Here is a 15,571-nt window from a genome sequence, read left to right as displayed (position 1 = left end):
GAACCCTTTTTGCAACGGAGAAAACGTTATGAAACAGAGTTGTGAGACAAAATCCGCCTGTTACGATCAAGATATGAAATCTGGAAAAACCAAAGGACGCAAAATCGGATATGTCCGTGTTTCGGATCGAGATCAGACCGAAGCACTGCAAATAGATGCACTCTATGCCGCAGGATGTGACGCCATCTATGGCGATCACGGTGTTTCTGGTGTTGTGACCAAACGCAGAGGACTAGACGATGTACTGGATTGCCTTGAAGAGGGCGACACTCTAGTCGTGTGGAAGCTGGATCGGTTGGGACGCTCAACCATTCATCTATTGCAATTGCTCAGTGATTTGCGGGATCGGGGCGTAGATTTTCAAGCAATTACGCAGGGCATCGACACCACCACAGCAGTTGGACGAATGCTGTATGGGCAGCTTGCCGTCTTCGCAGAATATGAGCGTTCTTTAATATCAGAAAGAACCAAGGCGGGTATGGCAGCCGCTAAAGCCAGGGGCGTTCATGTAGGCAGACCTAAAATGTCAAAAACCATGAATAAAGCATTGGATGAATTAGAGAAATACAAAGTAGTTAGCAAAACACATTAAACGATTATTGAATTGTTAGCAGCCTCAACTGGACTGTCTTCCAACCTAGATGAAACTATCCTCAAGCTTATGCCCGAAATCTTGTAGAGCGTGTCCTCAAAAACCTTCATGGATTTGAATTGGATCCCAACTCGTATTAATTGAAGCGCCGAAAACGATTTGGCTGACAACTCGATGTGTTTCTCAGTATGCGTTACATCTACATCTAAACGTAGCCCAAAAGCGTACTCCTCACTTCCAACCGAAAAAGAATAAATTAGAAGTGTTTGGTTATTCGTTTTCTCAACAGGAAATGTTGCATCTAACTTGAAATTCCAGTCGCCAGAAATTGTATCAGGCTCAAAGAAACAACAATAGGCAAGCTGAATTTCATTTTGCGAAGCCACAATTTCAGCGAGCGATATTTCGCTATCGGGCGCAGATACATGCTCACGAATTTTTTGCAGCTGCTGACAAATCGTTATGTCTCCAATCAATGTTCTTCTACTTGACGTGTCCGATTGATTGCACATGCCCGTGATTAGGCGCTTTCCCTCAGGCGTATATATAGAAACTTCAAAATCATCTTGGGACGTAACCTCCCAAGAGGTCAGCAAGTTAATCCAGTGCTCAAGAGAGAGTTTAGCATCTGCCATGATAGAATTTTTAGGCTCGATCTTGAATTTATCCTGCCCAATAATGAAGTCGCAGACCTCGGTGCGAGCAATAAATTTCAAATGCTCCAAAGGTAAATTTGGAATACCAGGGAACACCAAATCGCATTCGATTTTTGCCTCTAGGTCCTGGGCCGTATTCCTAAGTGAAACGACACCCTTTGTTGAAGATGTAGGTTTTACTTCCAACACGCCAGGTCCATTGGGAACCTCCTGCGTCATCTCAAGGGGAAGCTTAATACCAAAACGTTCTTCCAACACCTCTAAACTTACCACGTCTAGTTTTTTTAAACCCAGCATACCGTCCACAAAGTCTTGTGTGGTCAGATTTGAAAATGTGATATTGCTCGTAAGGAAACTCGTGGCGTCAAAACCCAAATTTTCGATTTGATGAAATTTCTCTTTTGAGTAGTTTTCCATATCTTCGGGAATAATTGAGCTAAATGCGCTCTTAAGGCCTTTCGCGGTCCGCTTGACCTCTATCCCGTCAGCAATCGTGAAACTCGTGGATGCTTTATGTAGCTTTTCATTGCCTTCTGAATATTCCTGTCTCAGGCGTTTTAATATCTTTTCCAGTTGTGCATCCAGAAGGTGTACAAGAAACATATCAACAACCTCAAATTCGTCATCAACACGAATGATGCAAATAAATGTTGGTCTAGGGTCTTTGGCCAGCCGTTCTGCAACAGAGAGGCTTACAGTAACTCGATCATTAGACTTGAGAATTGTTTTTATTTGTACAGACGCACTGCGTGGCGCGGGTCTTTTGTCGAAGGAAACATGGTTTTTATCGGCTAACTCAAATTCGACAATTCGGTCTTTTCCGATGCGATCAGGATTCACTTGACCCACAATCAACTGAGCTTGATTTGCTAGGAGTTGAAAATAATCTTCACCAACTCTGCCAATTTGATCTGATACGGACATTTTTTACTCTAAATATTCAAAACCAATTTTAAGCTGGAGGATCGACCTAACCGCTTTTTCGGAAAAATGGGAACGTTGCCTGTTTCCATTATTTCGATAATTAAATTTTGCCTCTTTCTTCAAGTGACTCAATATATTCAGTGCAACCTTCTGGCTCTTTCCAAGGTGGCACATGTTCGCCAGCATGAAATCTCTTACATTCATCTTTCCAGAATGCGCCTTCGAGGACTTCACTAAACGTAAGTTCCTGAGGGCGATGCTCATCAACCATCTTCACCCAAGCTTCCATGTCGAAGCCTTGTTCAACACACCAATCGTAATATCTCCAACTGAAACGAGGCAAGACAGCGGTCTCTTCAACGCCGAAGCAATTTTTGAGTTTTCGCCCGATTAATTCACTGCCATGAGTAAGTCTTACATTCTGATGTTTCATATCTGAATTTTATCATTTTTATGCTTTATTTGCAAAGAATTACAGGTTGAAATCGTGATTTGGTTTTTGTCCTGATCGCGCTTCAATTGCTCATGTTTTTACTACATTGTACTCATCGCGTTTTTCCATGACGATTTGCTTCTCAAGAAAGGTCGAGTGTGGCGTATTCCATTCTCCATCATAAAAACTAGCCTTACTATTTTCAGGATCACGCCTACCTTCGATTAGGGTCAGGCGCGAAATGCGCCACCCCTTCAGTCCTTACTCGTCGTATCCTTCTGGATTGATGAACAGTGGGCTTGGTTCGTCGCTGAAATATCGCTTCTTTTCATCCTCAAGAAGAAGAGCATCCAACATGCCCTTCAGCGTTCGCCCTTTCCACTGCGGTTCTTGGCGCAACAGATCAGCATCAATTATATATTGAGCAATGTCCGTGCCTTTACACTCCAGCCAATCAAGATATTTCCAGCGACCTCGCGACATGCTGACCGTCACGGTTGCGCCATTTGAATCAACGACATCTCTGGCTATGCATTCCTGATGGTAAGGAATTTTCTTCAACGACGTTGAACGATTGGGATTGATGAACAAAGGTACATGATCACCTGCGCGGTGACGACGAGCTTCGTCTTTGACAAGCATCATCTCCACATATCCTGAAAATGATGTGTGAAACATCGGATTATTATGACGGTTCACATCACATTCCATCGTGAACTTATCCATATCCGCGCCAATGGATGCCAGCCAATCAAAGTGTTTCCAGTGAGGTTCAGGAAGCTTAATGGCTTCGTCTACACCAAAGGCGTTCTTAACCATTCTGCCAGTCCACTCATGATTTGGTAAAAAGTCAGTATTTAGAATATTCATCCAAAATATTATGTCACAAATGCTGACGTAAATCCATTTTTATCGGGATTGACCGTTGTTTCGGTCTTTGTCTGCCGCTCGCTGTTGCTCTCTCTCAGCAATCTCTTTTTCTATCTCTGCTTCCAAGAAAGCAGAATCATATTCGTAGGTTGCAAGCGCGACCGCTTGAATTTCAGGCGTTTGCTCAGGGGTCTTTTCCCAGGCGCCATCTTGGAAGTGTGCCATTCGTTCCTCGCTACCATAATCCCCTTTGGTCACAATCATTTCGTAAATATGACCGCCACGGATATTGTCCTGAGATGGCTGTTCTGCCATCCAAGTTCTCACACGCAATCCATTGAACTCTTCTTCGTACGTATGATCACCATTGCGGAGTTGGTGTTGCCACTCTTCATAAGAAAGCTGTGGTTCAGTGGTTTGGGGCTGAACTGGTTCTTGCCCCTGTGATCGTGAGGAAGATGCACCTAAACTCGGACCTGACCCCGTTGGTGTATAGCCCTTGTTCTTTTGATTTTTTGGATCATGTTTCGGGGCAGTGTTGCTTCGCAGTTTTTCCTCTTCGGTGTCGTCGCCTAGCTGATCGTCAATTTCGGAGTCAAACACGACTTCCATTTCATATGCCGCTTCATTGAACGGCTCTGTCGGCCCCTTGCTCTTGTCCTTCTCGTTGGTCATTGGAAAATCCCTTGTCACAGATGGAATTATGTAACGGGCGGATTAGTCCGCCCGTCGTGTCCTTAGTCGTGCATACTGCGCCCAAGTGCTTTGAGTTCAGAGTCTTTGTGCCAACGTACTTTTGTGGCTCGCAGCGGATGCATGTTTTCAAGGAAAGCTATTTGGTGAGTTTGCGGAAAACGCATCAACTCATCTGGAAAGGCCAGCTTTCGCTGTGCAGGTGTAGTTGTGTCCGACACAGAGGACGATCCACCACCTTGTGAGAAACTACGCGAGATTGCATTGCTCAACGACCAAACCGTCGTTTCACCACACAGACTTGAGAAATACTCAGCCGTCATTTTATCGCTTGAGCCGAAGTAATTGATCATACCCGAGTTTGAGACGAAGCTCTGCCAGCCTTTATCATAGATACGATCCAATTGGTTGAAGTCCTGCACAATACCCCAAAGCTGCATCCCGTATCCCGCCATAAGGCCATAGGCTTGCTCAACCATTGTTAGACGCCCCAGTGCCGCAAACTCATCCAGCAAGAACAGAATTGATTTATCTGGTTTGGTTTCGATGTTACGGGCATTCACGGTGATAGCCTGTTGCACCAACAGACGCAGCCAACGACCAAATGTGTTCAGACGATCTGAGGGCAAGACGAGATAGATCGTCATTGTTTTGGTTTTGAGGTCTTCAAACTTGAAGCTCGACTCCTTCATATTCATGCGGATGCGATCACTGTCCAAGAAATGGGTGTGGGACTGCGCTGTGGCGATGACACTGGCTTTGAGCTTTTCCTCTTTTTGCAGGCTGCGCTCACCCGTACTGCGGATAATCGGATGGATGGACTTCGCCATTTTTGCAAATGTCTTGTCCAGCTCGCTTTGTTTTTGAACCAACAACTCACGTACGCGCGGCAGGTGACGATGACCATCCTCCTCAGCGTCAGTAGCCACATGCATGATCAGGCCCTGAAGCAAAGCTTTAGCTTCCTCATCCCAAAACGGATCTTTGCTGTTGCCTTCCACGACAAGGGCAGAGGCAAGTAGCATTGCATTTTCTGGTAGATCAGGATCGGTGGTATCCAACCAATCAAGCGGATTGAAGGCAGACACCTGAAGATCTTCGAGTGGTGTCACTGCCCATGGATCAACGATATGGATTTCCTGTCCCATATTAAATCGGCGCTCAGCGGTGCTAAAGGCGTTTTCTCCTTTGGGATCGATGACTAAAGCTGACCCCTCATATGTGAGCAGATTAGGAATGATCTGAGTTGTGCCTTTCCCTGCACGGGTGGGGGCAACGGTGAGCAAGTGGCGATCACCCTTGTAGGATACCCATTCCATTTCACCTTCAGCGTTTTCAAATTGCCCAATGCGGATGCCATCGGTGCCGAATGCTTCTTTCTCAATCACATCTTCATGTGTTGCCCAGCGACTTGATCCAAAAGTGGTTGGTTTATCAAAAAAACCAGTGGCAAGTCCGCCGAGCCAATAGGCCAACCCAAATCCGAATGCCAAGATCGACAAAAGGATCGCAGCATTCCAACCCAAGAAGTTATTTAGGAAAACCGCAGCAAACACCAATAAACCTGCAATGGCGTAGAATACGATTTTGCGAAAGCCAGCTGATTTTGGAGAGAACAACCAACCGAGAACAAAACCAGCGGTCAGTGAGGCTACCACCATGACAATGCGCACGATTGTCATGCCGAAATAATAAATCAGTTCATCCATGTAGAGAAAATCCTTCTATTTTACAGGGAAAGACCACGATCCCGTTCACGCCGCTTCACGTGCATGGACAACGATCTGGTTTGATTAAGTGCTTGGCGCATTTTGGAAGCCAACAGCTTACGTTCATCTTGATGTTTACGGCGGATTTTGCGGAATTCACTCTGTAAGGCACGACGTTCTTTCATCTGCTCAACCACCATGAAGTCGCGTTGCTTTTGATCTCGTTTGGCAGACTTACGGGCCTCTATCTCATTTTGCTCACGGATCGATTTGGCTTTGCCGCTCAAGCGATCAAACACGCCTTGTAACCCCTTGTTGAAACGCGCTTGCCGTGATGCCGTTTCATCCGCCCAGCGTTTGTCTTGCCCAACTTTTAGCTTCTGACGTTCAATGCGGTGAGCGTTGTTCACGTCCCGCAGCTTGTCGCGTAGCGGCTCCATGTCTTGCTTCTGTCGATCCTTTACCTCGCCGATATAGTCCCGCATCTGATCGGTGACTTTGGATCGGATCATGGAGCGGGTTTCTTCGACAGACGGCAAATTCTCAGGAGAGCCAAGTTTGGCGTTCACCTCCTTGGCTTTGAGGCTTGTCCATTTGGGGATTGCATGGACTTTGCCATCGACATCCAAGGCAACGAACCCACGTCGATCACCACGAGCGAGGAAATAGCCACGATCTTCCAAGGCATTCTTGAAACCTAATTGACTGTCGCATCGTTCCCATGCTTGCTGAAACGCCTGTTTGATCTCACGCGGATCAAGCCCTTGGCGTTTGGCCTGTTGCCATTCTTCGAGCGTGAAGTTGAGCGGCGACTTGTTCCCATAGGTAGCCAGACCATCAGGCAACTGCCAGCCATGATCCAAAAACAGATCACGCGATAAATCCCGCAGTTTGTTTTTGAAGTGAGGCAGGTTGATTGCGGTCAACGTGTCCGCATCAATGCGGGACCACACAGCATGGGCATGCCGACGACCTTCCTTCTCATGCACGATAACCGCGCGGGGTTGCCCCTCAAGACCAAGCACTTTCTCGGCGCGATCTGCCGCGTCCAAGAACTCTTGTTCAGAGGCCGCATGGTCTTGTGGCGGGTTCAAACTCAACGAAAACATATACTGCTTACAAAAAGTCGCTTTAGAAATGGCGTGGGCCTCAGACAAAGCCCCGTGTAAATGTTCAGATAAAAATCCACGCAACTCTAAGCAGTTTACATGATCGTTGTCACGATCATTCATGAGGTGATCGGCGAGCGCTTTCGCACCCGCTCGTTGGGAGCCTTTGAGGATCATTGCTTCACTCCCAAGGCATCCATGATGGTCGCTCTGATCCATGCCACCTCGGCAACGGCCCGTTTGAGGTCTTCTTCCAATTCTGGATCGACGATCAACGTGCCTTGGTTCAAGTGCTTGGCGATTTGATTGAGGTTGTTGGCCTGTCGCGTTTGACCCAGCCGCGCCAGCACTTCAGCAAGTAACTGTTGCTCCGCAACAGGTGGTTTGCGCCGCTTCCGATATTTGGGAGCTTCAGCGGCAAAAACCACGGACTTAATGTAGGCCGACAACGACATACCCCCAGCCTGAGATTCAAGCTGAGATCGTTCTGCAGGTGTAAGGCGCAACGAAAACGGTGCGAGGCGGCTCATGGGCGCGGCCCTTTGGGCAGCAAGTGCTTTTCGTACTTTAGAACTTCATTCCAACGTTCAAGCTCTTGGAAAACCTCTTCAAAATCGAGCGGATCAGCAACACCGTCAGGGTTCGTATTAAAACCCTCTGTGTGCGCCACTTCTCTAAGCCATTGTTGAAAAGAAACTATCAGTTGCCTGAGCAGGTTTCTGTGCTTCGAAGGCCTGACACCTTAAACAACTGATATTGCGCAAGCGTAAGCCCCAGATGGGTGCGGGAAATTTGGCCCTGAGCAGTTACCGTCTTGAAGTACTTCAGCGCTTCTTCGGTGCTTCCTGCTTCCTCTAGGACCAGTAGCGCCGTTGCTTCACATAGATGCTCTGGAAAGGCCTCACGAAACATGTACCTATTTGCTTCTGTGACCGACCAGACGGGCATCGGATTCAGTTGATACCAAAGGCGACCCGTTCGCCCGTAGTGTTTCGTCGCAATCCATTTCGCATCACTTGCTGCAATCGCTTCTTGGAAAGCACTTGTCGCCTCATCCCATCCACGCATTTGGTTTGGTGGGTTGTGCGCCGTGCCAAGTGGCACCCATGGTGAAGCCGCCAGAACCAAAACGGGCCCTGATAATGCAAGACCAATGCCAGCCGCCAGGCCGGCTATCCGATTTGAAATCCCACCGATATAAAGCCCCGCCCAAATCGCAAAGATCGCCTGCAATGGCGCGGTCCAGTTGAGCTGCACTTGCTGAGAAAGCGAGTGGTATCCCATGTAGATGACAAAAGGCAGAGTGGCCCAGAGTAGGAGCTGCCTGCCATCAGATTTCTGAACGGACCCCTTGAGCGCAAAGTAAGCGATCACTGGCGTTGGGAGGATGATCAAGGAAATCAGGTACTCTCCCGCGAACCACAACGACAGCTCTTGCGAACCAACACGGGTGAGCTGACGCTCCAGTCCAACCCAGTCATTTGTGATGTTCCAGATGAGGTAGGGCGCCATCACCAGAACCGCGAGCACCATAGCGACATAGGGTCTGATCGATGTCATCTGGCGACGCCCTTCAGAAGTGGCGATCAACCAAAGAAAAATGCCAAGACCAACAAAGGCATTGCTGAATTTGCTAATTCCACCAGCGCCAACTGCCAGACCAAGAATTAGCCACCATACCCAACCTTTGCTGTCTTTGGCTCGGACAGCCGCCCAGATCGCCATGACCCAAAACACAGCTGAGGGCGCATCAGGTGTCGCAATCCAGCTGAGTGCCATCGTGAGAACGCTGAGATTATAAAACAGAAGTGCCCAACCGCCGTCTCGGGATTTCCCGGTCAGATATCGGACTGTATCCCAGACCATCAGGCCTGCTACAGTTGCGCCTAATACTCCAAGCAATCTAACGCCCAACGGATGGAGGCCAAAAAGTTCTACACCCGGCCAAATGAACCAGGCGACCATTGGCGGATGATCGTAATACCCCGGTGCCAGATCACTGGCCCAAAGTGCGTAATAAGCCTCATCCTCGACCAGCGGGATAAAACCCGCCAGAGCCAAGTGAAGTGCCAGAAAGAACAAGGAAATCTGAACGGGAGAACGCAACATGCGGGCACGATAGAGGGGCGGGTCAAAGTGTCAATAAGAATGGACAATAGAGGGCAGGGGCGATAGTAGCGCTATCGAATTAACGATCATCTTGAGGCCAACGTGAGCAGCTCTGTCTCCCATATTCCAACCCTGACGGTTGTGGTGCCAACCTTCAACGAGAAGGACAATGTGCGCCCGCTGGTCGACCTGTTGGAGAAAGCCCTGATGGGTCAGTCTTGGGAAGTTGTCTTCGTGGATGATGACAGTCCGGACGGAACGGCTCAGGAAGTGCGCGCTGTTTCTCGTGAGAACCCTAAAGTGCGTGTTCTACACCGGATTGGACGTCGTGGACTGGCAGGGGCTTGCATTGAAGGTATCCTTTCTTCCGTCGCGCCTTTCTGTGCAGTGATGGATGCAGACCTGCAGCATGATGAGACACGTTTGCCGGTGATGCTGGAGGCATTAACTGCTGACGATGCTGTTGATCTGGTGATTGGCACGCGCAATGCCGAAGGTGGCAGCTCTGGCACGGGGTTGTCGACGGTCCGCCAATGGGGCAGTGATCAGGCGACAAGCCTTGCGCGCCGGTTCCTGCGCATAGACGCAAGTGACCCAATGAGCGGTTTCTTCATGGTGCGCCGCACGAGCTTTAATCAGGTGGTCACGGAACTACAGCCTTCAGGCTTTAAAATTCTGGCAGATATGTTGTCTTCCTCCCGTGGGCGCTGGACTACACGAGAGGTTGGTTTCACCTTCCGGGAACGTCATCTTGGAGAATCTAAGATGGATGCCGCTGTGACGCTTGAGTTTCTTGGGTTGATCTTGGCCCGTTTGACCGGTGGTCTAATTTCGATCCGCTTCATTCTCTTTGGTTTTGTCGGCCTGTCGGGTGTGTTTGTTCAGCTTTTCGGTGTGAAGCTCGCACTGCTGCTGCTGACTCAGAATTTCCTTTGGGCGCAGATCTTCGGCGTCTCTTTGGCAATCACATCGAACTTCATCCTGAACAACCTTGTCACCTACCGCGACATGGCACTTAAAGGCATGGCCTTCTGGCGTGGCCTGCTGAGTTTCTTTGGTGTTTGCGGAATTGGGGCGGTGGTCAATGTCGCGATTGCATCTGCTGTTTATTCCGTATTGCCAACCTGGGCGATCGCAAGTGCCTGCGGTGCCATCGTTGGGGCGGTTTGGAATTTCGTTGGCAGTTCACGCGCAACATGGCGCGCTGCGGGATAATTCAAACAACACACTGGCAACAAAAAAGGGCGCCGTTTGGCGCCCGTTTTTTTTGATACTCGTAACTGGTTTGAAACTCAGCGCCCCCAAGTGCGTACCGGACCACAGTCCATATGCACAAAGTTAGAGCGGGAATAGCGGCCAACGCCGCCTGCGCGGCAAGCTGTTGCAGCTTTTGCGATCTGTCCGACAGAACGTGAACCCAAGCGCAAGTCAACCGCCTGACCTTTCATGTGCAGAGAGTTCTTCGCCACTGAGCGAGAGCGGCTGCGCAACATATTATTGGTTTGAGGGCTGCGGTAACCCGACAGCATCATATAAGGCTCGTTTGCATCCAGCAGATTGTGGGACGCGGCCATTATGTCGATGGTGCGAAAGTCGATGTTTTTAACACCGTCCGTGCGCCAGTCGCGCATGAAGTAGTTGATTTCTTTGATGGCGTCTTTGATGTAGTCGCCTTCAATCCAGTAAATTGTGTCTATGCTTTCACCGGTTCGCCCGGAGTACATGCGCAGACGACGAACGTCGCCGCCACCGCGCAAAAAGCCAGCTGCATTGGAGAATGTAGGTGCGGCTGTGATTGCTGTAGCTGCAAATGCACCTAGCAGTCCACGCCGCGAAATGCTCAAAGAGCCCTCGGTCGTCATATTTCTTGCGCCTGTCCCGTCGCCTACCTGCGCTACGACATTGCGTAGCTATGTTATCCCCAGATGTGAGGCACTTATGTCACAAGTTGATTCGTGCACCAAGCAAAAGATTTGTGCTTTATAGGGAAGCACTGTATTTGCGCGGAATTTTGCGCAAATAGTGGGCATGTATTAATACGACCTTAAGAAGATGCCTTGATGCATCAGACAGAAAATGATCTGAGAATTCAGGAAAATGTGAATGGACTTTTCCCCTTTGACGCGGGAAAAAATATGGCAATCAAGAAATTATGATCGAACTGAGGGTATCGTAATGCGTGGTGTTAAAGGGCTGCCTAAAGCGCTGGCCGTTCTATCTTTTGTTGTTTTTACTGGTTTAAACGCAACCCCTGGCTTCGCTCAGGTGACTGCTTTCAAGCAATCCATTGCTGAATCTGCTGCCAAAGATTCGGATTTGGCCGCGTTTTACCGAGAAGCTGGTTATGAACCAGTCTGGACTGGTAAGGGAAATAAGCCGCGCGAGCGGCGTAAAGCTCTCTTTGCGGCATTGGAAAATGCCTCTTATCACGGGCTCAGTGAATCTCGATACAAGATCGATCAACTGAAAGCCCAGTTGAAAGCCGCTAAGACAACCCGTGATTTGGGCAAAGTGGAAGTAGAGCTTTCAAAGACCTTCTTGAAGTATGCGCGCGACATACAGACCGGAATGCTGACGCCAAAACGTGTCGATCAGAACATCGTGCGTAAGGTGCCATATCGGGATCGCCAAGCCTATCTGGCGAATTTTGTAAAAAGCTCACCGCGCAGCTACATCAAATCGCTGACGCCAAACACGCCTGAATACACGCGCCTCATGAAAGAAAAGATGCGCCTAGAGAAGCTTTTGGGCAAAGGCGGCTACGGCGATGTCGTTAAGTCGAGTAAACTTGAGCCGGGTGCGACAGGTGCGGCTGTCGTTCAACTGCGCAATCGCCTGATCAAAATGGGCTTCCTCAAGCGCAGCTCTACGCAGTCTTATGACAGCAATATTCAAAAAGCGGTTCAACAGTTTCAACTTGCACACGGTTTGAACCCTGACGGGGTGGCTGGAAAAGGCACAATTGCAGAGATCAACAAATCTGTTGAGACGCGTTTGCAATCCGTTCTGGTCGCGTTGGAACGTGAGCGTTGGACAAATATGCCAGGTGGCCGCGGTAAGCGACATGTGCTTGTGAACCTGACTGATTACTCTGCTGTCATCATGGATAATGGCAAAGAAACCTTCCGCACACGCACAGTGATTGGCGCGACAAAAAGCGATCGGGTGAGCCCTGAGTTCTCTGACACTATGGAACACATGGTGATCAACCCAACCTGGAACGTGCCGCGCTCCATTGCGACCAAAGAATATCTGCCGATGCTGCAGAAGAACCCGAATGCTGTTAGCCACCTGCGTCTGATCGATCGTTCTGGCCGCACCGTGAGCCGTGCAGACACAGATTTCACGCAGTTCACCAAAGCGAACTTCCCGTTTGACATCAAACAGCCGCCTAGCCGCTCTAACGCGCTGGGTCTGGTGAAGTTCATGTTCCCGAACCGCTACAACATCTATCTGCACGATACGCCGGCGAAAAACCTGTTTTCGCGAGAAACACGGGCTTATAGCCACGGTTGTATCCGCCTGCACAAGCCTTTCGAATTCGCCTACACATTGCTGTCCAAACAAACCAGCGATCCTAAAGGTGTATTCCACGGGCATCTAGAAACCGGTCGTGAAAAGCAAGTTGATCTGGTGAAACACGTTCCGGTGCACATCATCTACCGTACCGCTTTCACTAAGGCGAAGGGTCCAATGCAGTTCCGCCGTGATATCTATGGTCGTGACGCAAAGATATGGAAGGCTCTGGCGAACGAAGGGGTGGTCTTGCGCGCCGTTCGCAGTTAAATACGCCCCTAAGTTTTTGGGGGTTTAATGGAATATTCCATTCAAGACATTGCAGAGGCACTTGGGGCACAAGCCCTTGGTGCCTCTGATCTTTTGGTCGAAGCGATTGCGGAACCCGCGGAAGCAGGTGAACGCGATCTAGCCCTCGCACTAAGCCCTAAGTTTGCCGAAGGTCTCGCGAAAGGCGACGCCAAAGCCGCCGTCCTGTGGGAGGGCGCGGATTGGGAAGCCATGGGACTTGAGGCTGCCATCACTGTGCCACGAGCGCGTTTTGCTATGGTTGCATTAACGCGTCAATTCGACCTTGGGCATGGGCTCGCCCCAGGCATTCATTCGAGCGCCATTGTCGATCCAAAGGCCGAGCTGGGCGAAAACGTCAGCATCGGCCCAATGACTGTGATCGAAGCAGGCGCCAGGATCGGTGACAATTGCCAAATTGGCGCGCAATGTTACGTGGGGATTGATGTCGCGCTTGGGGCAGATGCTGTTCTTAGGGACAACGTGAGCCTCCTGGCGAGAATATCAATTGGAGATCGCTTCTGGTGTCAGTCTGGTGCGCGTATTGGCGGAGATGGGTTCTCTTTTGTAACACCAGAAAAAAGCCATGTTGAAACCGCTCGCGAATCCCTCGGGCAGGAAGTTGGCGCTGACAGCCAGTCTTGGGCTCGGATTCACAGCATCGGATCCGTAACAATCGGAGACGATGTTGAAGTGGGTGCAAACACCACCATCGATCGTGGCACCATTCGCGACACTAAGATCGGCAATGGCACCAAAATCGATAACCTCGTTCAGATCGGCCATAATGTGATCATTGGCGACAATACTTTGCTTTGTGGGCAGGTCGGTGTCGCAGGATCTACACAAATCGGGAATAATACCGTGCTTGGCGGGCAAACCGGGGTCGGAGACAATTTGAAGATCGGCGACAATGTGATCACCGGCGCGGGCACGATGGTGCTGTCAAATGTTCCATCTGGTCGGGCAATGCTCGGTTATCCCGCCATGAAAATGGAAACTCATATCGAGGCATATAAAGGTCTGCGTCGTCTTCCGAGATTGGCCAAAGAAATCGAAGCTTTGAAGAAAGCGGTTTTAAATTTGGCTCCGAAAGACTAAATCACACTGCAGGTCTGGCAAAAGGAACAAACGATGAGCGTCAAAGACAAGATCATTGAGATCATTGCTGAGCAGGCTGTGCTGGAGCCATCTGACGTAACAATGGAAAGCACCCTTGAGGATCTGGGTATCGATAGCCTTGGTTTGGTCGAAAGCATCTTCGCCATTGAAGAAGCCTTTGATATCTCTGTGCCGTTCAACGCCAATGAGCCAACCGAAAGCGATTTCGATATTTCATCCGTCGCCACCATCATTGCCGGCATCGAAAAGCTGGTGGCCGAACAAGCCTAAGACCTTCTGAGATTTTCGAAAGACGTATCTGATGAAACGAGTAGTCATCACAGGGGCCGGGACAATCAACGCCCTCGGCCACAATGTCGCCGACACCTGGTCTTCTATGAAAGAAGGCAAATGCGGCATTGGCCCTTTGAACATGCGTGATGTGGATCGACTGGCGATTAAGATTGGCGGGCAAGTGACTGGTTTTGAACCAGAAAGCCTGTTCAATCGTCAGCAACAGGCCCTTTATGATCGTTTCACTCAATTCGCCTTGATCGCTGCGCGCGAGGCCGTGGGACAATCAGGCCTCGAGTTCTCTGGCGAGCTTGCAGCGAAATCTGGCGTTGTTCTCGGTACATCTGGTGGCGGTATGCAGACGCTCGATGAAAATTACCGAACCGTCTATGAAGATGGCAAAAACCGGGTGCACCCCTTTGTTGTTCCAAAGCTGATGAACAACGCAGCCGCTAGCCACATTTCGATGGAATTTAATCTTAAGGGCCCATCCTTTACGGTGGCGACGGCCTGCGCGAGTTCGAACCACGCGATGAGCCAGGCTTTCCAAATGGTCCGTTCGGGCATGTCGCCAGTGATGGTCACAGGTGGCTCAGAAAGCATGCTGTGTTTTGGTGGTGTTAAGGCCTGGGAAGGGCTGCGCGTTATGTCCAAAGATGGCTGCCGTCCCTTCTCGGCCAACCGAAATGGTATGGTTCAGGGTGAGGGCGCAGGTGTCTTTGTCTTTGAAGAATTTGAACACGCCAAAGCCCGCGGTGCAGAGATCCTTGCTGAGGTGGCAGGTTTCGCCATGAGCTCTGACGCCAGCGATATCGTGATGCCCTCGAAACAAGGTGCGGCCCGCGCAATCTCAGGCGCTCTGGCAGATGCAAAGCTGAATGCCGAAGACGTCGCCTATATCAACGCGCATGGTACAGGCACCACAGCCAATGATAAAACGGAATGTGCGGCTGTGGCTGACGTATTTGGCCGCCATGCAGACGATCTGATGATCAGCTCTACCAAGTCGATGCATGGTCATCTGATTGGAGGCACGGGCGCGGTGGAACTTCTGGCCTGCATCATGGCGCTGAAAGAAGGCGTGATTGCTCCAACCATCGGCTATGAAGAGGCCGATCCAGAGTGTGCTTTGGATGTCGTACCAAATGAAGCGCGTGAGGCGAAAGTCGATGCAGTGCTTTCAAATGCCTTTGCGTTTGGCGGTTTGAATGCAGTCCTAGCGCTGAAGTCTGCCTAAGAACACTTTGTATCAGACAAAAGAAAAGGGGCCCTCAAAC

15 protein-coding genes are annotated in these 15,571 nt (G+C 49.8%); 6 read left to right on the top strand and 9 right to left on the bottom strand.

Translation table 11 applies throughout. From position 1 onward, the window contains the following. Nucleotides 1-28 precede the first annotated feature (28 nt). Nucleotides 29-592, top strand: coding sequence for a recombinase family protein (locus M0D42_RS05800; RefSeq protein ID WP_265020646.1), 564 nt, complete (start codon nt 29-31; stop codon nt 590-592). Here the strand turns inward: M0D42_RS05800 and M0D42_RS05795 are convergent. The 8 genes from M0D42_RS05795 to M0D42_RS05760 all read right to left on the bottom strand — a co-directional run bounded on the left by M0D42_RS05795 (nt 589) and on the right by M0D42_RS05760 (nt 9,095). Then, a complete protein-coding gene (locus M0D42_RS05795) occupies nt 589-2,172 on the bottom strand; it encodes a hypothetical protein (RefSeq protein WP_265020645.1) in 1,584 nt (527 codons plus the stop codon). The genes M0D42_RS05800 and M0D42_RS05795 overlap by 4 nt on opposite strands. Before the next feature lie 100 nt (nt 2,173-2,272). Next, the gene (locus M0D42_RS05790) at nt 2,273-2,605 is read right to left on the bottom strand and encodes a hypothetical protein (protein ID WP_265020644.1); all 333 of its coding nucleotides are present in this window, start codon (nt 2,603-2,605) and stop codon (nt 2,273-2,275) included. A 261-nt stretch (nt 2,606-2,866) separates the two neighbouring features. Beyond that, nucleotides 2,867-3,424, bottom strand: coding sequence for a hypothetical protein (locus M0D42_RS05785; RefSeq protein ID WP_265020643.1), 558 nt, complete (start codon nt 3,422-3,424; stop codon nt 2,867-2,869). Between the two features lie 90 nt (nt 3,425-3,514). Next, a complete protein-coding gene (locus M0D42_RS05780) occupies nt 3,515-4,150 on the bottom strand; it encodes a hypothetical protein (RefSeq protein ID WP_265020642.1) in 636 nt (211 codons plus the stop codon). A gap of 62 nt (nt 4,151-4,212) precedes the next feature. Further along, entirely contained in the window at nt 4,213-5,877 is a 1,665-nt protein-coding gene (locus tag M0D42_RS05775) for a type IV secretory system conjugative DNA transfer family protein (RefSeq protein WP_265020641.1), read from the bottom strand. 20 nt (nt 5,878-5,897) lie between these two features. Further along, complete coding sequence (locus M0D42_RS05770; RefSeq protein WP_265020640.1) at nt 5,898-7,163, bottom strand: relaxase/mobilization nuclease domain-containing protein; 1,266 nt, start codon at nt 7,161-7,163, stop codon at nt 5,898-5,900. Beyond that, a complete protein-coding gene (locus tag M0D42_RS05765; RefSeq protein ID WP_265020639.1) occupies nt 7,160-7,516 on the bottom strand; it encodes a MobC family plasmid mobilization relaxosome protein in 357 nt (118 codons plus the stop codon). The genes M0D42_RS05770 and M0D42_RS05765 overlap by 4 nt, the downstream gene beginning before the upstream one ends. A gap of 169 nt (nt 7,517-7,685) precedes the next feature. Next, nucleotides 7,686-9,095, bottom strand: coding sequence for an ArnT family glycosyltransferase (locus M0D42_RS05760; RefSeq protein ID WP_265020638.1), 1,410 nt, complete (start codon nt 9,093-9,095; stop codon nt 7,686-7,688). Between the two features lie 102 nt (nt 9,096-9,197). On the opposite strand from M0D42_RS05760, the gene M0D42_RS05755 reads away from it, so the two are divergent. Then, the gene (locus M0D42_RS05755; protein ID WP_265020637.1) at nt 9,198-10,310 is read left to right on the top strand and encodes a glycosyltransferase; all 1,113 of its coding nucleotides are present in this window, start codon (nt 9,198-9,200) and stop codon (nt 10,308-10,310) included. Between the two features lie 77 nt (nt 10,311-10,387). Here M0D42_RS05755 and M0D42_RS05750 read toward each other — a convergent pair whose 3' ends face one another. Next, a complete protein-coding gene (locus tag M0D42_RS05750) occupies nt 10,388-10,957 on the bottom strand; it encodes a YcbK family protein (RefSeq protein ID WP_265020636.1) in 570 nt (189 codons plus the stop codon). A gap of 313 nt (nt 10,958-11,270) precedes the next feature. Here M0D42_RS05750 and M0D42_RS05745 point away from each other — a divergent pair, with 313 nt between their 5' ends. The 4 genes from M0D42_RS05745 to M0D42_RS05730 are packed head-to-tail and all read left to right on the top strand — an operon-like array spanning nt 11,271 to nt 15,531. Further along, nucleotides 11,271-12,881 (top strand): L,D-transpeptidase family protein, encoded by a 1,611-nt coding sequence (locus tag M0D42_RS05745; protein WP_265020635.1) that lies wholly within the window; start codon nt 11,271-11,273, stop codon nt 12,879-12,881. 27 nt (nt 12,882-12,908) lie between these two features. After that, nucleotides 12,909-14,000 (top strand): UDP-3-O-(3-hydroxymyristoyl)glucosamine N-acyltransferase, encoded by a 1,092-nt coding sequence (gene lpxD / locus M0D42_RS05740; protein ID WP_265020634.1) that lies wholly within the window; start codon nt 12,909-12,911, stop codon nt 13,998-14,000. Between the two features lie 33 nt (nt 14,001-14,033). Beyond that, complete coding sequence (locus M0D42_RS05735; protein ID WP_058316120.1) at nt 14,034-14,291, top strand: acyl carrier protein; 258 nt, start codon at nt 14,034-14,036, stop codon at nt 14,289-14,291. Between the two features lie 31 nt (nt 14,292-14,322). After that, complete coding sequence (locus M0D42_RS05730; protein WP_265020633.1) at nt 14,323-15,531, top strand: beta-ketoacyl-[acyl-carrier-protein] synthase family protein; 1,209 nt, start codon at nt 14,323-14,325, stop codon at nt 15,529-15,531. The last annotated feature ends 40 nt before the right edge of the window (nt 15,532-15,571 follow it).

Origin of the sequence: Cognatishimia activa, from assembly GCF_026016445.1 — a bacterium.
GTDB classification, from domain to species: domain Bacteria; phylum Pseudomonadota; class Alphaproteobacteria; order Rhodobacterales; family Rhodobacteraceae; genus Cognatishimia; species Cognatishimia activa_B.
Note: the sequence above shows the minus strand (reverse complement) of the source record. Positions and strands in the feature narration are given on the sequence as shown.